This is a genomic window from uncultured Cyclobacterium sp. (assembly GCF_963976465.1).
Taxonomy (GTDB): Bacteria; Bacteroidota; Bacteroidia; order Cytophagales; family Cyclobacteriaceae; genus Cyclobacterium.
The window spans coordinates 1-18,741 of sequence record NZ_CAXBOC010000032.1; the positions used below are offsets into that span (position 1 = coordinate 1).

General features: G+C 39.9%; 14 protein-coding genes and 1 pseudogene. 10 read left to right on the forward strand and 5 right to left on the reverse strand.

Annotated features, from left to right (window positions below; genetic code table 11):
* Positions 1-138: 138 nt before the first annotated feature.
* On the reverse strand, positions 139-1,464 hold the full coding sequence (locus AAC037_RS03255) for an APC family permease (RefSeq protein ID WP_339901598.1): 1,326 nt from the start codon (positions 1,462-1,464) through the stop codon (positions 139-141).
* 168 nt (positions 1,465-1,632) lie between these two features.
* On the reverse strand, positions 1,633-3,777 hold the full coding sequence (locus AAC037_RS03260) for a hypothetical protein (RefSeq protein WP_339901600.1): 2,145 nt from the start codon (positions 3,775-3,777) through the stop codon (positions 1,633-1,635).
* Positions 3,778-4,636: 859 nt separating this feature from the next.
* Here AAC037_RS03260 and AAC037_RS03265 point away from each other — a divergent pair.
* The gene (locus tag AAC037_RS03265) at positions 4,637-5,176 is read left to right on the forward strand and encodes a GNAT family N-acetyltransferase (protein ID WP_339901602.1); all 540 of its coding nucleotides are present in this window, start codon (positions 4,637-4,639) and stop codon (positions 5,174-5,176) included.
* Between the two features lie 190 nt (positions 5,177-5,366).
* A complete protein-coding gene (locus AAC037_RS03270; protein ID WP_339901604.1) occupies positions 5,367-6,050 on the forward strand; it encodes a hypothetical protein in 684 nt (227 codons plus the stop codon).
* A 135-nt stretch (positions 6,051-6,185) separates the two neighbouring features.
* Here AAC037_RS03270 and AAC037_RS03275 read toward each other — a convergent pair whose 3' ends face one another.
* A complete protein-coding gene (locus AAC037_RS03275; RefSeq protein ID WP_339901606.1) occupies positions 6,186-6,725 on the reverse strand; it encodes a YfiT family bacillithiol transferase in 540 nt (179 codons plus the stop codon).
* A gap of 177 nt (positions 6,726-6,902) precedes the next feature.
* On the opposite strand from AAC037_RS03275, the gene AAC037_RS03280 reads away from it, so the two are divergent.
* Positions 6,903-7,154, forward strand: a complete 252-nt coding sequence (locus AAC037_RS03280) for a VF530 family protein (RefSeq protein WP_339901608.1) — start codon at positions 6,903-6,905, stop codon at positions 7,152-7,154.
* A gap of 173 nt (positions 7,155-7,327) precedes the next feature.
* Positions 7,328-8,794 carry a Gfo/Idh/MocA family oxidoreductase gene (locus tag AAC037_RS03285; RefSeq protein ID WP_339901610.1) on the forward strand — a complete coding sequence of 489 codons (1,467 nt, stop codon included), beginning with the start codon at positions 7,328-7,330 and terminating at the stop codon, positions 8,792-8,794.
* A 123-nt stretch (positions 8,795-8,917) separates the two neighbouring features.
* Here AAC037_RS03285 and AAC037_RS03290 read toward each other — a convergent pair whose 3' ends face one another.
* Together AAC037_RS03290 and AAC037_RS03295 are read right to left on the reverse strand one after the other, a co-directional pair.
* Entirely contained in the window at positions 8,918-10,027 is a 1,110-nt protein-coding gene (locus AAC037_RS03290) for a hypothetical protein (RefSeq protein ID WP_339901612.1), read from the reverse strand.
* Positions 10,024-11,391, reverse strand: a complete 1,368-nt coding sequence (locus AAC037_RS03295) for a Gfo/Idh/MocA family oxidoreductase (RefSeq protein WP_339901613.1) — start codon at positions 11,389-11,391, stop codon at positions 10,024-10,026. The genes AAC037_RS03290 and AAC037_RS03295 overlap by 4 nt, the downstream gene beginning before the upstream one ends.
* A 155-nt stretch (positions 11,392-11,546) precedes the next feature.
* On the opposite strand from AAC037_RS03295, the gene AAC037_RS03300 reads away from it, so the two are divergent.
* From AAC037_RS03300 to AAC037_RS03325, 6 genes and pseudogenes are all read left to right on the forward strand, one after another.
* Positions 11,547-12,716, forward strand: a complete 1,170-nt coding sequence (locus AAC037_RS03300) for a sialidase family protein (RefSeq protein ID WP_339901615.1) — start codon at positions 11,547-11,549, stop codon at positions 12,714-12,716.
* A gap of 4 nt (positions 12,717-12,720) precedes the next feature.
* Positions 12,721-13,953 carry a VCBS repeat-containing protein gene (locus tag AAC037_RS03305; RefSeq protein ID WP_339901617.1) on the forward strand — a complete coding sequence of 411 codons (1,233 nt, stop codon included), beginning with the start codon at positions 12,721-12,723 and terminating at the stop codon, positions 13,951-13,953.
* A gap of 132 nt (positions 13,954-14,085) precedes the next feature.
* Positions 14,086-15,681: a fucose isomerase gene (locus AAC037_RS03310; protein WP_339901619.1), complete on the forward strand. Its 1,596-nt coding sequence runs from the start codon at positions 14,086-14,088 to the stop codon at positions 15,679-15,681.
* A 1-nt stretch (position 15,682) separates the two neighbouring features.
* Entirely contained in the window at positions 15,683-16,852 is a 1,170-nt protein-coding gene (locus AAC037_RS03315; protein WP_339901621.1) for a sialidase family protein, read from the forward strand.
* Positions 16,853-16,912: 60 nt separating this feature from the next.
* The gene (locus tag AAC037_RS03320; RefSeq protein ID WP_339901623.1) at positions 16,913-17,845 is read left to right on the forward strand and encodes a dihydrodipicolinate synthase family protein; all 933 of its coding nucleotides are present in this window, start codon (positions 16,913-16,915) and stop codon (positions 17,843-17,845) included.
* Positions 17,846-17,959: 114 nt separating this feature from the next.
* Positions 17,960-18,741: pseudogene (locus AAC037_RS03325) on the forward strand (sodium:solute symporter); the annotation flags it as partial.

Sequence of the window (18,741 nt, forward strand, 5' to 3'; positions counted from 1 at the left end):
ATGTTTAAAGGAAATATAGCCCTATTTTTATCATTTAACAAACGCCTTATTCAATTCTATTTATTAGGAAAGTAATTTTATTCAATTAATTCCTCCCCAAGAGAAAATTTTGCACTTAACACCTACTCAATACAATTTTTAACCTAATGTTTTCATGTAGAGCGCCTTTCTTTTAGCAAATTTCCGGGCCCCTAAGCCAAGAAAAACATAAAGCACCATAATGGCCAGCATCTGCTCCCAATTGTTTGTCATTTCATAATACAAAATCATTAAACCACCTATACCAAGTCCAACAATAGAGAGCAGGGTAATAAAGGTGGAGGACTTGGTTTGCTTTCTTATTTTATAATTGGCAATACCCATTAAAAAAGAAACCAATAAGAAAGTTACACTTCCAAACTCCAGAATCAATTGCAAACCACCAATGGTGATTAAGAGACTGGAAATGATGGCCATGGCAATTATGGCATTTTTTGGAATATTATTTTCCCTATGGGACAGGATATGAGGAAAAAAACCATCCTTAGCAATGACAGCCATTTGGCGTGATGAGCCAAAAAGCGTTCCACTAATCGCACTGCTTGTGGCTAGTATGGCCCCTAGTATTACAAGGTTAGCACCTATTTTACCTAAGATAGTTTCAGCTCCGGCCGCAAGGGCAAACTCCTTATTCTTGATAATTTCTTCAGAAGGAATGGCAAATAAAGCCCCCAAAGAGATGACTAGGTAGATCAACACCGCCAAGATGATGGCGCTGTAAATGGCTCTAGGGATATTTTTATCCGGTTGATTCATTTCATTTACTGCATTGATAACCAATTGAAAGCCTTCATAAGCGACAAAGGTGAGGGAGGCAACAATAATGATGGAAAATACATTTGCATTTTCAACGTCTAAAGCCATGATTTCTAAAAATGTTTCCACGTCTGTTGTGCCATGATAAATCAAAACAAAAGAGATTATTGATAAGACGATGAGCTTGGTATACACCATAAAGTCTTCAATTTTCCCCATACCGTTTACACTCCAAACATTGATCAAGGTAAAAAGGCCAATGACTGCAATTGCGACTCCTTTTCGCATGATGATGTTTTCCGCAAAGTCGGTGCTACTTAGGGCGTAAGAAGAAAAAGTATAGGCATACAAAGCCAGGGTACTGATGTATCCAAAGATGATAAACCAACCTATGGCAGATGCAGAAAAATTAGAACCGGGATAAGTCCGTTTAAAAAAGGAATAGGTGGCTCCTTCATCTTTATAATAAGTGCCGAGTTTTACATAGAAATAAGCAGCCAAGCCGGCGATTACACCCCCAACTGCTATTGCAATGGGAGTTAAATTCCCAATCAATGCTACTGAAATACCAAGAATGGTAAAAATACCGCCTCCCACCATGCCGCCCAAGGCTAAGGCAATTAATTCAACAAGGCCGAGGTTTTTATTTCTATTTCTATGTTGTGTCATTTTTTAAAAGGAGGCTTTTGGCTATTGGAAAAAAAATAGCTTTTTGATAAAAAGCCTAAATTTAGTAATTCCTAATAGAATTGAAAAACCCTTTGAATTGATTGGCTGATTATGGAATTGTCACCGTAAAAAAAACAGAAACTGTGAACTATCCTGACTATAATCTCCTTAGCCACTTTGATTTTTGGTTAGGTTATAACTTTTTATATGCTTGCCTTCCTTAAATTCTTTCAGTATCCAAGAATCATCGTTTTCCCCTTGCTCGAGTGCCCAATTTCTTTTGGGGTCTGCCAGAAGTTTTTTGATTTTCCTCGGAAATGCATTGGCCGACCGGGCCTTTTCCCAAGTGTTTATAGTTCTAAAAATTTCATACTTTTGCGGACAATTTTCAACCTCTTTTTGATTCAGTTCCAAACTATAGGTAGTGCCAAGTCCTACAGAAATCGCTTGAATATGGGAATATTGTTCAACCGTTGAATTGGCATTGATTGCGAAGTTTCGGCCCATACCAATAGGGAAGAAATTAGCATAGGTAACATCTCTCAGGTCTTTTCCTTGGCTTGTGGTACTTCCCCATTCCCTGGTTTCCACATCATAAAGGTTTTTACCACCTCCTACATTCCAAATGCTTTGGTAATGCCAGGAACCCTCAGATAATGTGGCTCCCGTAAAGCGGATCGGAGGAATGCCATGCTCAGTTGCTCGCTCAAACATTTTTCGAAAAAATCTTTTTGCCGAGTAGTAGCCATGCCCATTGTTAAATAAAAATTCTTGCCCATCAAAATCGTAATAGCCTATTCTGTTGATGAAACAGATGTCGGCATAGTATGCAGCTATTTTATCCTGAAGTTCCATATTGGGAATAAGTCCGTCATAACCATAATTTAAGGTAACCTGCAATTTGTAAATGGTGTCATTTTGATTGTGTTGAACCGGTTTGGTATCCCAATAACCACGTTTCACATTTAAAAGCCTATAGGGTTTGCTTTCTGAAACGCCCAAATAATAGATGAGCTCTTTGCCAATTTTTATCATATTTAAATTCTCTGCATGCCCTTCCCAACTCGCAATCTCATCCAAATACCTAGGGTCATCAACAATAATAAGGGTGTCCTCCGGACTGATGGTGTTTACTAACAATCGTTTCTGCTGATAACAAAGACTATCACTTGGGATTGGACTGGCGTCTTTGGTTCCGGGAGCGAGTGCAGTTGTTATTGTGGTTCTACCAATTGTAATCCCATATTTCGCGGCCATTTCAGCAAATTCCTTGTGCGATTTGTTTCCGGAAGTAAGCTGTATTGGCTTTTTTTCAAAATTTTCCCCGTCAATATACCCTTCGTTGCCTCTATCAGGTCTTACAAAACCTTGGTCCCAAAGACTAATAGTTTTGAAGCCCAATTGGGAAGTATAGGAAATAATGCTGTCATTTAAACCTCCATTGGTCATGGCGTCTGGTACAAAAGCCGTAGGGTCTTTTACCCATTTATTACCAATGGTAGGGTAGGGCAAGTCCTCTTCCAATACAATATCTTGTATGACCTCCATCAAAGCAATGCTATCTGGGCTTCCCCACAATGCGATAGAAGAACCTATATAATCAATTCCCGGCAAGGGTTGGACTTCCAGATGGTTGGGTGTATTTACTGCCATATTGGGGATCAAGGAATAATAAACTTCTCTCTTTTTTGTTCGGTCCCTTGAGTGGTAATTAATGGATATTCTACCTTGTTCATCAACTGTAGCCGCATTTCCGTACATTATTCTGAAATAGGGCTCTCTGTGGGCATAAAATGCCACATCGTTGATCCCATCTCCGCCAAGTGTGAAAACCTGACCTTCAGCCAAAGAGTCAGGTAAGGGGTAGCGTGAAGGATCCGGTGAGTGGATAATATACTGAAAAGGTGCAGCATCAGCTATGGTTTCTGAAGTACCTCCAAGGGTATTGTCATCTAGGGCGAGCATTCCTATGGCATAATTGACTGCCTCACTGGTGTCCCTTGCCACACCGATGATCTCTCCGAAAAGATTGGTGATATTGGTATGATATGGCCCCCACTGAATGCCTTCAATACCTTCGGACTGTGAAAGGGATTCAAGGCTGAGCTTTAAATATTTATTTTTTTCTTCAAGCCTTATTTTAGCAACTGACCCGTTGGGGAAATCCAATGTAATTGCATCGTTCGCTTGATTAAATGTTGCCTTTATAGGTTCAAAATACCGCTCTGATTGACTATCATAAAGGCACATTAATGGAGAAGGTTTATCTACCGGACTGAATTCCTGAGTAGGAGACAGCTTCGGATGCTGCATGCTGGTGATAAAGCCTTTGTTATCAATCTTGATTTTAAAATAAGAGGTATTAAAAGTCCCTTGCTCCCTGTTTGTACAATTACTAGATAGAAAAATAAGGAATAAAACTCCGATTAAGTGATAATTATTTTTGATAGGGAAGGTTTGACTAATCATAATGAAATGCTTGATAAATGAAGTAAGGTTGCTTTGAAAAATCGAATTCTTCCAGCTTTGTTTTTGGGGTAGAAGCCAATTTACTTATGGGTAATTTAGGCTTTAAAAAGGTGAATTTAAAGCAAATTAATGGTTGATCAAATGGGCGAAGTTTCTTTTAGTACTTCTTGGATTAATTTCATCTGGAATATGCCATTGTTTTTTTATTGGCTAATAAATCTGTTCTATCTGCCAATTCCTCTCATATAATATTGTTAGCGTTTGACCCCCGATTGCTATTAATTAAATATTGTATTCCTATAAAATTGAGTTGCATAAGATAGGAGAAGAAAGAAAATCACTTAGATAATTAATTAGGTTTTAGCCGAGTGGAGTTTCTGATTAAATCCTAGAGAAAGCCTATTCTTTGACTAAATTAAAATTACCCGTACTATAATATTTTTAATAACTTATTGAGTTAATTATCAATGATATATAAGTTTGTGTTTTTGCAATTTTCAATAAAATTGTGCAAATTAAATTGTGTAACTTAGTTTAGATTCTCAGTTTCCTAGTATAATAAGTTAAGGAAAATCATAGCGTGATTGTGAATAATTAAGGCTGAGATCTAGAGGGAGAGCATGTGTTATATAAACCTGTAAGGATTATTTCTTCCTCATGTGCTATTGTAATTGTCGTCATATTAGTTGACGGGTATTTGTAGATGGAAAAACAACTTACAACCAAAATATTGACCCTTCGACCTGCTAATTTACAAGACAAAAAAAGCATCTACATGTGGTTGGCTCATTCTAACCTGACTGATGAAATGTTGGGGGCGCCAAATTTCCCTGAGGTTCCAATTCCAACTTGGGAGGAATTTAATGAAGATTATAAGGCCCATTATTTTGATGGTTCACATCCATTAAAAGGGCAATGTTTTATCATTACATACAATGGGAATAAGATCGGACAAATAAATCATAATGAAATTGACCCTATTACCCAATCAACAGAAATTGACATTTGGTTGGCAGATCGAGTACTTACAGGTAAGGGATATGGGACTGGGGCAATAAAATTACTTAGTGAATATCTAGTTCAGTATTTTGAATGCAAGACCATCTACATTGCTCCCTCTAAACGTAATTTAAAAGCAATCAGGGCTTATATCAAAGCTGGTTTTAAGGAAACTAAAGAACATCTTGAAAACTTTGTGCCCGATTATGAGGACGCAATAGTAATGGTGAAAAGGCTATTGTAAGAAGGATTTGAAGTGATAACAGCCAAATGATAGCAAAACAGGTTGAATGCTTCAATAAATATGGGCGCATGGTATCGGGGGCATAGGTGAGACTGGTTATCAATAGTTTAATTAACATTAATCCCTCAACGATCTTCATGCTTTTCTTTGTTATTGTTTTAGGTACGTATTTAATAAATCAGACTCCGCTATGAAAACCGTTCTTTCTTTATTATTCGCAATTTTCTTAATACCTACCCTACTAAATGCACAAACATTTACAGGTAGTTTTGATTTAGTTGTAAGGCATCATTACCCTAATGGAAATGAACGCAACGATACGATTTCTTATTTTTTAGGGAAAGAAAAATCAGCAATGATCATTTATGGAAAGAGAAGAGACCCTGACATGCGCATGGTGTTTAATAAGCAAGATTCTACGATTACTAATCTTTTTGAAATGAATGGAAAGAAAGGAGGATATATTTTGCCTATGAATGAAAAACATTGGCCGGGAATGCAATATGCGTTACGCCCTTTTAATTCAGGTCCACGAAAGAAACTGAATTACACCGGAAAGGAAACCACCTTAGAAGGATATCACTGTCGGGAGGTTAAGGCAGAGATTGAAGAATATGCTGCAACAATGATGCTTGCCGAGGACATTAAATTATCCATGTCTAGTGTTTTTAGTTACCAAAGTGTAGGTGCAGGGAAGTCACAGGATGAATCGAATTTATTCGACAAATTTGGTGTCCAGGAATTGCCGTTACTATTAAATTTAAAAAGCAAAGAGGGGAAAGCTGATGTAGTTATTCGAGTAGTAAACATTAAAAAGACTATTCCTGATACGGTTCTTAGTACCGCGGGGCATACATTAAATAGTGTGGAATAATTCCTTACGCTAAAAGCTGAGTCAAATAATAAATCAAAAAAACAGGCTAAAAACTCCCAGAGTATTTTATTAAGGAATCGTATTAGGGAAAGCTTTCGGGTTTTCCTTTTTTCAAGATTTCTTGTTCATTATGGGCTAATTGTATTTCCCATTCGAAGCAAGGGCTTTTCTGATATGGGCCAAATGATGATTGCAATGCCATGCATAATTCCCAATAGTTTCGGCTAGATTGAATTTTTCACCATGTTCGGGATGTGTATATTCCATCCTCAATTGCTCATCATTAAGGCTTCTGAGGAGGATTACCCATTTTTTATGCAATCCCTGCAATAGGCTCAATGAATTTTCGATATTGTCATCCAAGGAATCAGCCAATGTTGCCCACCTGTCTTCAAAATAGGGTTTAATCGTTGGGGATCTTTCTGTCAGCGCCAACTTAAATCGAATAAGGCTGTTCATATGGCTGTCACTGCAATGGTGTATCAGCTGTTTTACTGTCCATCCTTCCGGTCTATACCTCCAGTTGAGTTGTTCAAGGGAAATATTCCGGCATAAGTCTTCGATGCTGGTAGGGAAATCTTCGATCTGCTTGATCCATTGAGTGATTAATTCACTATTTGGGTTTTTACCAGGATTGTATTTTCCTATAGGGAATTTGAGTTTTTGGATATTCATAAAGGCATAAGCAGTTTTGGAATAAAATGGAGAAGCTTAAGTTTTTGAAGCATGCAAATTGTGAATATATTGGTATCGGTTATAAATCCCAAGAAAAGATTTTGTCTGAGTCTTTTTCCCTTACCATATTTTGTCTAAAAATAGGAGAAAAAGCTTTTTATCTTTATTTTTGGTTCAATGGCAAAAGAAGTAGAAAAACAACCCAATAATCCTTTACATGGCATCCGATTGGTAGACGTTTTGGATTATTTGATCAATGAATACGGTTTTAAGGAATTGGGAAGGCGGATTAACATCCGTTGTTTTACCAACAACCCCACACTCAAATCTTCACTAACATTTTTAAGGAAAACGCCTTGGGCAAGGGAAAAAGTAGAGGAACTTTATATTAAGACGAAGCAGCGCAATAGTAATAAAGAAGACTATTGAGTTTGATGGATCAATTGGAAGGGGTTTTTTTAAAATATTGCCGCTTATTGAAAAATTGAGCTTTTGAGTGGTCAATAAATGCTAAAAATCAGTATTCTTATATGGATAATAAAATTAAACAGCTAGATTAATAAATTTTAAACCTAAAATAGTTCAATTCACAAAATATGACCATGAAATCATTAAAAAATGAAAATCAGGAAAATTCCAGACGTTCTTTTATAAAGAATGCTGCGATAGCTTCCTCAATCGTATTCGTGCCCAGACATGTCTTGGGTGGTGTAGGTTTTACTGCTCCAAGTGACCAGTTAAATATCGCAGCCATTGGAGCCGGTGGAAAAGGTGCCAGCGACATCAAAAATGCCTCAGTAAACGGCAGGGAGCGAGTAATCGCATTGTGTGATGTTGATTTTAACGGATCTGCAAAGCGTTCCGTAGAAAATTTCCCTAAAGCCAAGCTGTATTCGGATTACAGGGAAATGCTGGACAAAGAGAAAGATCTTGATGCCGTTACCATTTCTACTCCTGACCACGTTCATGGTCCTGCAGCTTCTTATGCCATGAATAGAGGTGTCCATGTGTATGTACAAAAACCGATGACGCATAACATTCAAGAAGCCCGTATGCTTACAGAAATGGCAAGGGACAAGAAGATTGTTACACAAATGGGTAATCAAGGCGGATCCAATCCATTGTTAAACATGGTTCAAGATTGGATCGATAGTGATAAAATTGGTAAAGTGTCTAAAGTTCAGGTATGGACCAATAGACCCGTATGGCCTCAGGGTATTCCTTTCCCGAAGGCGGAACCATCTAAAAAACCTGACAATTTAAATTGGGACCTATGGTTAGGCCCTGCAGAATATATTCCTTACACACCTAATCTTCATCCATTCAACTGGAGAGGCTGGTGGGATTATGGTACAGGTGCCCTAGGAGATGTTGGTTGTCACTTGATCGATATACCGTTCAGAACTCTAGGTTTGAAGTACCCAACGGATGCAGAAGCCAGTGTGGCGTCAATTTATACAGACATGTGGACAGCGGATTATTTTCCAAAAAGTCGCCCACCTGCTTCATTCATCACGCTTCATTTTGATGAAACTACTAAAAGTAGGTCGCCAATAGAAATGACTTGGAGTGATGGAGGAATTAAACCTTCTCATCCGGACATTATTCCTGCAGACAGTGATATTGGTGGTAATGACAGTGCCAATGGGGTATTGATTATTGGCGAAAAAGGAATCATTTCTACCAATATCAATGATAGTTCTCCACTAATGCCTAAGTTATACTTAAATGACGGAACCACAGAGTTTGGTCCGGAGGTAGAGAAAAATGATGAGCCTGAATATGGCCATCAGCGCAAATGGATCGATGCTTGTAAAGCCGGATTCAATAGCCCTGAACATAAAGCATTGACTTCTTCCTTTGACTATGCGGGCCCGATGACCGAAACGGTCTTGATGGGTAACCTTGCAACAAGGAGTTATATGCTTCGCAGAGAAAATGCTGAAGGAAAAGCAGAATTCTTCGGTAGGAAAAAACTATTGTGGGACGGTGAAAACATGAGAATTACCAACCTTGAAGAAGCCAACCAATTTGTAGGTAGAAATCACAGGGAAGGATTTAAAATCTAATTTTATCCTTTAAAAGAATCCAAACAAAAACTCCGCCCTCATATTTTAAAAGGCGGAGTTTTTTACGTTTTAGCTTTTCTTGTTTTACCTCTAGAGAGGTAGACAGGCAATGTATGGCTCAATTCAATAACCCGTAATCTCTTTCAGTAGGTTGAAAAAACCTTTTTTCCTTTCCGAAGAAATAGACCAATCCACCGGGACACTTTGGTAACCTTCTTCAAATGCTTCTCCCTTTTTACGGAAATCAAAATAACCCCAGGATGCGTAGGTGGAAACCGAAGCAATTAGATTGTTCAAGTCTTTGTCAAAATCAAAATGATCGTCTTCATTAAAGATGATAGGCATTTTTTGATATCCTTCCACTGATTTGGTTTGAGCAACCATTTCCACAATTTTTTCAGGTTCTGCCACACCGTTTCCATGAATTAAAATAAAGTCCGCGGCCTTGACTACGTTGGGCAGAGGAATAAACCCACCACCATAACTGGTGCTTACATAATATCGGAAACCATTTCTTTCAATGGATTTTGCTCTTACAATCAATTCATGAATTCTTTCCGGTTGGAGAATTTTGTGGGTATACCTTACATTGCATTCATTATTAATCTCTATAAGCACATTTTTATACTTGTGGTCATGCAGCCAATTGATAGCATTATCAACGGCTTTGGTAACGGCTACTTCGTTTTCGAGTCTATGGTCTTGGCCAAAATAAAACAAACCTAAAATAGGAACCATTTCCAATCTTTCTGCTTCATCGAGAATTTTCTCCAACCTTGCCATATAGGCAGGCCTGAGCTCACCTGAAGCAGTGAAAGCAGAATTGTGCCAAGGTTGAACCTTACTGTAGCCTTCAGGGCTTCCTCCTTGCAGGTTGATGGTAAAGGAGAGCATGCCATGCGCTTTCCAATGGGCCATATTTGCTACAAATTCATCGGTGTTTCTATTCGCATCCCATTTTCCCGTATCCGGGTATTTCCATCGGTCAACAGTTTCAGGATTGAGGTCATCAAACACTCCTTGAACCAAGCGTGCATTCATTAGCAAACCTTCAATGGTATGGCCTTTCCATTCTTGCCCCGCATAAGTGGGTTGACCATTGATAAAGAATTTTTCTCCTTTTATTTGGACCTTGGTTTGCCCGTATGATTGGGAAATACAAACCACTACCAAAAAACCTATTAACAAGCAAGTGGTTTTTCTAATGGAGGGGTAAATCAATTGGTTTTTCATACCTCGTTTGGTTCCGGGTGGATAAATGGAGCTCTGTATTTTCTTGTCAATAAGCGGGTAGCTTCTTCGTCCCCGATAATTTCTCTCTTCTTAGGATCATACGATAAAGGCCTACCTAACTCCATTGACATATTGGCCATGATACAGCTGGCTGTGGAAATATGCCCTTCTTCAATATCAGCCACAGGTTTTCCGCCTTGTTCTATCGCCTGAATAAAATCTATCATATGTGCTCTGGTAGCCGGGGCAGCTTGGAGTTCTATGTCTTTCTCCTTAAGGTCTTCAGGGTATTTTTCTTTTTCAAAAACAACATCTCCGGTAATCTTTTCACCTTTTCCCTGTGGAATAAACTCATACTTCATCACAGATGCCTTTAAAGTACCTTTGTCCCCATAGATCTTATAGGCCCAAGGGTATTCAGGATCTTGGGGTGTGCCCCAAGAGCGATGGTTCCAAACACAATCCAAATCATCATAGTGAAATGTCGCTGTTTGGGTGTCGGCAATGGTAGATTTTCCTCCTTTTTGAACATATATCCCACCGGTAGCAAATACGCTTTTTGGCCAGCCCAATCCAAGTGTCCATCGAACAGCATCAAACATATGCACGCACATGTCACCGGTTATTCCATTGCTGTATTCCATCATGGTGCGCCACCACCTTCTATGAGGAAGGCCATCATAGGGTCTCATTGGACCGGGGCCTACCCATAGGTCATAATCAAAAAATTCTGGAACAGGTTTGATTTCAGGACTGCCATTGGCTCTCATATGGTAGTAGCAACACATTTCAGCATGGGAAACTTTTCCCAAAAGTCCTTTGTCAACAATGTTTTTCTTGGCTTCCACCAAGTGAGGAGTACTCCTTCTTTGGGTACCTATCTGTACTACTTTATTGTGTTTCCTTGCAGCTGCCAAGATGGCTTCACCTTCAATTACATCTACACTAATTGGTTTTTGCAGGTAAACATGAGCACCTGAATGAATGGAATCAATAGCATGGAGAGCATGCCAGTGGTCGGGGCTACCCACCAAAACAATGTCAAGATTGTTTTCATCAAGCATTTGTCGGTAATGCTTGTATTTTTTTGGGGTTCTACCGGATTTTTGCCTTTGGCTGATAAGTTGGCCTGCTTCTTCCAGTAGGTGGGAGTCCGGGTCAGCAATCCCCACAACTTCGATATCTGCTACCTGGATAAGCCTGAATAAGTCACTTTTACCATACCACCCTGTGCCTATTAACCCAACATTGTATGTTTTATTTGGGGAGGAGAAAGCCATTGATGGCACTCCTACAGTTGCCAAGGTGGCCATGGCAGTACTTCCTTTGATAAATTTTCTACGGTCTAATTTTAATGGGTTCATTTATTTATATGGAGTTTGTCTACATTAAAGATTCAATATATAAAAATTATACCTCAGAGGAAGTCTTTCTTTCTTGAAAAATGAATTTTCGATGAATTTTCTTTTAAAGAGTAATTTCTTGTGGTAATTTTCAGGTAGATAAATAAAACCCACCGATGAGCCAAATATTAATGAAACGAAACCCGAATTTATTCCTTCTTTTTTTGATAGTTTTTTTAATTAACCAAAGCTTGTATGGTCAAGAGAAGGACGCTTTTTTAAACCCTCCTAAAGTATTTTCCTTGTCCGATTATAAAGATTGGCACCAAGTTGAAAATCGAAAATTTTCAGGAATATCCAGTTTGGCTGTTCAAGAAGAAAAAGGGGAATTTTGGGCGGTATGGTACGCAGGCATTAGTCCTAATGAAGATGAAAACAATTATGTAGTGCTTTCCTCTAGTAAAGACAATGGGGAAACTTGGAAGGAAGCCTTGGTGGTTGACCCGGACGGTGGAGGCATGGTAAGGGCATTTGATCCTGAAGTTTGGGTAGACCCTTCAGGAAAGGTGTGGGTTTTTTGGGCTCAAGCCGTTGACAAAGATGCTAAAATTGGTGGTGTCTGGGCCATTATAGGAGAGACTTCTTCTGACGGAACTACCAGCTGGTCCGCACCGAGAAGGCTTACAGACGGAGTGATGATGTGTAAGCCTATGATATTAAACAATGGCGATTGGGTTTTACCTGCCTCAACTTGGCGTGAGACGGATCATTCGGCCAGAATGGTGGTTTCAAAAGACCAAGGAAAAACATGGGAAGTAGTTGGAGGTGTTCATGTACCCAAAGAATTCAGATCCTTCGATGAGCATCATTTTGTGGAGAAAGAAGATGGTAAATTATGGGCGCTATTAAGAACCAATTATGGAATTGGAGAAAGTTATTCAAGTGATTCAGGAAAGACATGGTCTGCTCTAAAAGAATCATTTATTGCTCATCCTAGTGCCAGATTTTTTATTCGTCGTTTGCAGTCCGGGAATTTACTTCTTGTAAAGCACGGCCCCATTGCGATTAAAACAGGTAGGAGTCATATGATGGCATTTATCTCTAAAGATGATGGCGCAACCTGGTCAAGAGGACTGTTGTTAGACCAAAGAAAAAATGTTTCCTATCCGGATGGACAACAAACTGCTGATGGCACGATTTACATTACCTATGACCGAAATAGAACAGGTGACCAAGAAATATTGATGACCCACTTTACAGAAGATGATATACTATATGCTTCCTATGATGAGCAAATGGTTAAAGTTTTCAACAATAGAAAAATCATAAGTAAGAAGAAAGACTAGTCAAATGATGGGTACAAATACATGGCTTTGGTGTGGACTATTCTCCATAACAGTACTGGCTCCGGATACAGTTTTAAGCCAAAATAGGGCTAGTTCGGTTTTTGACGCGCCTTGGCCCCGTCATACCATAGACGATTCTTCCTTGGGTTCGGACGGGACAAAATTTTCAGATGTCAATAATGACGGAAAATTTGACTTGGTTACCGGCTGGGAAGAAGGAGGGGTTTCACGTATTTACTTGCAGCCGGAAAACCCCAAAAAGAAATGGCCATTTATTGAATTACCTTCGCCGGATGTGGAAGATGCTTTTGTTTCGGATTTAAACGGTGATGGATATTTGGATTTGATCACCTTGTCTGAAGGGAAACACCAACGGGTAACCATCCATTGGGCACCAGCTGATTCTGAGGATTATTTGGATCCACAAAAATGGCTTACCCAAGACATACCCGCCACCATTGGTAAAACAAAGTGGATGTTTGGGCGACCAATTGATTTGGATGGAAAAAACGGAATCGATCTGGTGGTAGGCTCCAAGGACCCAAATGGGACTTTAGGCTGGCTAGAGGCGCCTGAAAATCCAATGATAATGGAGGACTGGGAATACCATGAAATTACTCAATTAGGTTGGGTAATGTCCATTTCGTTATTGGATATGAATAGCGATGGAGAGATGGACATAGTAATTACCGACCGAAAAGGAGATTTACGAGGCTTAAGATGGATGGAAAACCCGGGGAAAGATGCTTTACAAGGAAAGTGGACGCATCATTTATTGGGTATCAGAGATGGAGAATCCATGTTTATGGATTATTTTGACAACGGCACAGGTAATAAGGAACTTAATTTTATTGTTCCGGTGGTGCAGCATGGTTGGGAGCATTTTGAGAGGAAGGATGGTCTTTGGAGTAGTAAAAAGATTGATTTTCCAAACTTCGTTGGTGATCGAGCGAAGTCGGTAAAGGTAGGGGATATCAATCAAGACGGATTACTTGACCTCACAGCTACCTTTTCTCAGGCTTTAGGTAAATCCGGAGTAATTGCCATGATGAGTTTCCAGTCGGATAATCCTTACTTTATAGATATAAGTGGTAAAGAAGGCGTCAAATATGACTTCATACTGCTTAAGGACATGGATGCTGATGGTGATTTAGATCTCATTACTTCGGAGGAAACCGCAGCCGATGGTTCAAAGAAAGGCTTGGGTGTAATCTGGTATGAAAACCCGATCAAATAAAAAGATGACCGCTCCATTAATTTTTTGATTTTTATAGGCCTGATTAGGGAGAATTCAAGTAATACTCCCAATAAGTTAGATTAAATTTATTGAAATAAGAATAAAACCAAATAACTAAAATACTGACTGATAATGAGTAAAGAGATATACCTGATTGCCAGTGGCGATTTGAGACTTCCTGCCAACCAGACTTGTTGGCCTGCACAAAAAGAAATGGAAGATAGCCTGCAAGGCGTTTTTGAAGGTCTGGGAATAAATGTGATTAGGGCTCATAAGTTTGATGAAGAAAAGGGCCATGGCTTTATCGATTCTCAGAAAATGGGGATGGAAGTTTTTAGGGATATTGACCCTGAAAAGCCACTAATTGTGGCCGAAAGTGTCTGGCAATTCTCGCACCATGTATTGGCAGGACTGACCCCTCACAAAGGGCCTATTTTAACCATAGCCAACTGGAACGGACAGTGGCCCGGTCTTGTAGGTATGCTTAATCTCAATGGCTCCCTGACCAAAGCCGGAGTATCTTATTCCACCATTTGGAGCAAGGAGTTTGATGACGAATTCTTTTTGAATGGATTTAAAGAATGGTTAGAAACAGGAAAAATAACCCATGACTTGCGTCATGTTCGGGCTTTTGAAACGAAAGATGCCCCGGCCAAAGCTTTGGAAGCAGGAATTGCACTTGCTAAAGAGTTTAGACAAAACAAAGCCATTATGGGGGTGTTTGATGAAGGTTGTATGGGCATGTTCAATGCCATTATTCCTGATCATTTATTGCATAAAACGGGCTTGTTTAAAGAGCGTCTAAGCCAATCAACCTTGTATGCAGCCATGCAAAATGTTGCAACAGAGGAAGCCGAAGAGGTTTTGCAATGGCTACTCGATAAGGGTTTGACTTTTAATTGGGGCACTAATCCTGAAACTGAGCTGACAAGAGAACAAACCCTTGAGCAATGCAAAATGTATGTAGCTGCCTTAAGATTAGCCAATAAGTTTGGCTGTGATACCATCGGTATACAGTACCAACAAGGGCTGAACGAATTGTGTCCGGCCAGTGATCTGGTGGAAGGTTTGTTAAACAACACCGAAAGGCCACCGGTGAAAGACGAGCAAGGGAATGAAATTCTAGCCGGCAAAGCCCTGCCACATTTCAATGAGGTGGATGAGTGTGCAGGATTAGACAGCTTGATTACTTATAAGTTGTGGGACCAGCTAGGTTTGGTCGGTGACAATACACTTCATGATTTGAGGTATGGAGAAAATTTCACGGTTGATGGTAAAGAAGAGTTTGTGTGGGTATTCTTAATTTCAGGAGCAGCGCCACCATCCCACTTTTCTGGAGGATTTAAGGGTGCAAGTAGTGATAGACAACCGGCCATGTATTTCCCCCAAGGCGGAGGAAGTTTAAAAGGTGTAAGTAAACCGGGACATATTGTATGGAGTCGTGTTTATGTAATGGATGACCAATTGCACTGTGATTTAGGTACCGGTAAAGTGGTGGAACTGCCTGAAGAAGAAACCAAAAGAAGGTGGAACATGACCACCCCAGAGTGGCCGATTATGCATGGTGTGCTGGATGGGGTAAATCGCGATCAGATGATGGCCAGACATAAGGCAAACCATATTCACGTGGTTTATACCACGGATAAAGACAGTGCCCTTGAAGCTTGCTATGCCAAGGCCGCAGCAATGAATGAATTAGGAATTAAAACGTCACTTTGTGGTATTTAAAATGAGAAAAGTTACACTTTCAATGCTCGCAATAACTGCCGGTTTGATGTTGAATTCTTGTGGTGGGGCTAATGATAAAAAAGCCGAAACCCAAGAAGATACGCAATTGGCACCTAATGACATTACAGGAAACTATCACCTGCCCGAAAAGCAAAAGGTAGGAGAAGGGGCCCTTGTCCATGCTGAACTTATTTACCCGCTTGACGACAGGCCTACACCTCAGGTTCATGCATCAACTTTAGTTGAAACACCCTCAGGGATCGTAGCTGCCTTTTTTGCAGGAACCCATGAGAAAAATCCTGATGTGGGAATATGGGTAAGTCATTTGGCAGATGACCAATGGACCAGACCGGTAGAAGTGGCCAATGGGGTCCAAAATGAGGACTTAAGGTATCCAACTTGGAATCCGGTCTTGTTCCAACCCAAAGAAGGCCCATTGATGCTCTTTTATAAAGTAGGACCAGACCCCAGAGGATGGTGGGGCATGCTTATGACCTCAGATGATGATGGCAAAACATGGTCTGAGCCAAGGAAATTAGGTGAAGATCCGGCAGTAGGACCATTGTTAGGGCCTGTGAAGAACAAAGCCGTTCAGCTTGAAGACGGGACGATTATTGCCCCAACAAGCATTGAAAGAAAACACGATGACGATACCTTTTGGATGGTTCATTTTGAAATCAGCAAAGACAATGGAAAAACCTGGGAGGTTGTTGGGCCAATCAATGATGGAGTTGAATTTGATGCCATTCAACCAAGTGTTTTGTTTCACAAAGATGGTTCTCTTCAAATCTTATGCAGGACCAGACAAGGTGTGATTTCAGAGAGTTGGTCTACAGACAAAGGGCAAACCTGGTCTCCGATGAAGGCGACTTCCCTTCCTAACCCTAACTCCGGTACGGATGCGGTTACTTTAGCAGATGGTAGACAACTATTGATTTATAATCATTCCACTAAAGAAGGAGAAGAGCCTAAGGGAAGAAATATCCTCAACTTGGCGATTTCTGATGATGGGAAAGAATGGAAACCTTTTATGACTTTGGAAAACCAGCCTAACGAATCAGGTTATAGCTATCCGGCCATCATACAAAGTAAGGATGGTATGGTCCACATGACCTATACTTATGACAGAAAAACTGTAAAGTATGTGGTGGTCGATCCAAGTAAAATATAAAAACAATTAATACTAGAATGTCGCAGGTGATAAAACCACACTTGTATACACGATAAAGAAATGCATAGAGATTTAAAAAAAGAGCCGTTAAGAGGAGTAATTCCTCCCATGGCCACACTATTGCTGGATGATGACCATCTGGACAAAGAAGGAACAATCCAATTGATAGAACACTTGATAGCCGGAGGGGTACATGGTATTTTTATTTTAGGAACCACCGGAGAATGCACCAATATTTCCTATAAGTTACGTAGAGAACTAATTTCATTAACCTGCGAAAAGGTTGATGGGAGGGTGCCTGTTTTGGTAGGGATTACAGACACCTCTCTTGAAGAAAGTCTGTCCTTAAGCCGCCTGTCAAAAGAGGCGGGTGCCACTGCCGTTGTTGCTGCCCCACCTTACTATTATGGTTTGGGAGAAAGTGAACTAATTACCTATTTCAAAAAGCTTGCAGATGCTTTGCCCCTTCCATTGTATCTTTACAACATGCCTTCACACACCAAAACAATGATGAGCCAAAAAGCTGTTTTGGAACTGGCAAAGCATCCCAATGTATATGGGCTGAAAGATAGTTCGGGTCAAGCCGTGTTTTTCAATGCCATGATTTATGCCTTCAGGGATAGACCAGATTTCACCTTACTCGTTGGTCCTGAAGAAATGATGGCTTCTACAGTCTTGATGGGTGGAAATGGTGGCGTAAGTGGTGGTGCCAATATCTTCCCTAAACTTTTTGTAGATCTTTTCAATGCTGCTGATAAAGGGGATTTAAAAGAGGTTACAAGACTTCAGGAAATGGTGATGGAATTGGCTGATGAAATTTATGCCATGGGGTCTTATGGCTCAAGTTTCTTGAAAGGTTTAAAAGCCTCTATGTCCATTTTAGGTATAGGGAATGGCTATTTAGCCACACCATTATCGGCCTTCGAAAGTGATCAAATTGAAGCCATTAAGGAAAAATTAACCGGCCTTAAAGCTTACGAACAATACGCATAACCACGATTGCCAGGCATTTTCAGATCCATCTACAATCTATTTACAGAGGCAGATAAGAAGATCAGGTACTTGGCATGCTTAAGCCTGAAATAATCATTTAAAATAATAAAAAGAATGGATTTATCCCTTATTGATTTAGTTGTATTTTTGTCCTATATGTTGGCTATCATTCTATTTGGGGCCTCCTTTTATTTCAAAAAACGTTCTGCAGATGACTACATTACCGGAGGGGGTAGATTGCCCTCTTGGGCCATAGGAATGTCCATTTTTGCTACTTTTGTAAGTAGTATCAGTTTTTTAGCCCTTCCGGGAAATGCTTATTTGTCCAATTGGAGTGGGTTTGTATTTAGCTTATCCATTCCAATTGCGGCAATTTTGGCGGTTAAGTTTTTTGTTCCTTTATACAGGGGGATAAAAAATCCTTCGGCGTATTATTATTTGGAAACCAAATTTGGTGCTTGGGCCAGAACTTATGCATCCATTTGTTATTTGTTGACTCAATTGGCACGAATGGGAGCCATCATGTATCTTTTGGCCTTACCAATGAATGTGATGTTTGGCTGGAGTATCCCTATGATTATTGTAGTTACAGGGGTTAGCGTACTGATTTACTCCATTATGGGAGGCTTTGAGGCCGTGATTTGGACGGATGCCATCCAAGGTATTGTGCTTATCTCAGGTGCATTGGCATGTTTATTAATCATAATGTTCTCCATGCCAGAGGGACCCGGACAAGTATTTACCATAGGGGCAGAACATGATAAGTTTAGTTTGGGAAGTTTGGGCTTTAGCCTTTCTGAAGGCACATTCTGGGTGATTTTGATTTATGGATTATTTATAAATCTGCAAAATTTTGGTGTAGACCAAAACTATGTACAGCGTTACTTAAGTGCCAA

What these genes read in the sequence shown, in the direction of transcription:
- AAC037_RS03275 (WP_339901606.1), bottom strand. Translation starts at nt 6,725, where the DNA reads ATGAATATCCAAAAACTCAAATTCCCTATAGGAAAATACAATCCTGGT.
- AAC037_RS03295 (WP_339901613.1), bottom strand. Translation starts at nt 11,391, where the DNA reads ATGAACCCATTAAAATTAGACCGTAGAAAATTTATCAAAGGAAGTACT.
- AAC037_RS03320 (WP_339901623.1), top strand. Translation starts at nt 16,913, where the DNA reads ATGCATAGAGATTTAAAAAAAGAGCCGTTAAGAGGAGTAATTCCTCCC.
- AAC037_RS03300 (WP_339901615.1), top strand. Translation starts at nt 11,547, where the DNA reads ATGAGCCAAATATTAATGAAACGAAACCCGAATTTATTCCTTCTTTTT.
- AAC037_RS03305 (WP_339901617.1), top strand. Translation starts at nt 12,721, where the DNA reads ATGATGGGTACAAATACATGGCTTTGGTGTGGACTATTCTCCATAACA.
- AAC037_RS03270 (WP_339901604.1), top strand. Translation starts at nt 5,367, where the DNA reads ATGAAAACCGTTCTTTCTTTATTATTCGCAATTTTCTTAATACCTACC.
- AAC037_RS03315 (WP_339901621.1), top strand. Translation starts at nt 15,683, where the DNA reads ATGAGAAAAGTTACACTTTCAATGCTCGCAATAACTGCCGGTTTGATG.
- AAC037_RS03310 (WP_339901619.1), top strand. Translation starts at nt 14,086, where the DNA reads ATGAGTAAAGAGATATACCTGATTGCCAGTGGCGATTTGAGACTTCCT.
- AAC037_RS03290 (WP_339901612.1), bottom strand. Translation starts at nt 10,027, where the DNA reads ATGAAAAACCAATTGATTTACCCCTCCATTAGAAAAACCACTTGCTTG.
- AAC037_RS03260 (WP_339901600.1), bottom strand. Translation starts at nt 3,777, where the DNA reads ATGCAGCATCCGAAGCTGTCTCCTACTCAGGAATTCAGTCCGGTAGAT.
- AAC037_RS03255 (WP_339901598.1), bottom strand. Translation starts at nt 1,464, where the DNA reads ATGACACAACATAGAAATAGAAATAAAAACCTCGGCCTTGTTGAATTA.
- AAC037_RS03285 (WP_339901610.1), top strand. Translation starts at nt 7,328, where the DNA reads ATGAAATCATTAAAAAATGAAAATCAGGAAAATTCCAGACGTTCTTTT.
- AAC037_RS03265 (WP_339901602.1), top strand. Translation starts at nt 4,637, where the DNA reads ATGGAAAAACAACTTACAACCAAAATATTGACCCTTCGACCTGCTAAT.
- AAC037_RS03280 (WP_339901608.1), top strand. Translation starts at nt 6,903, where the DNA reads ATGGCAAAAGAAGTAGAAAAACAACCCAATAATCCTTTACATGGCATC.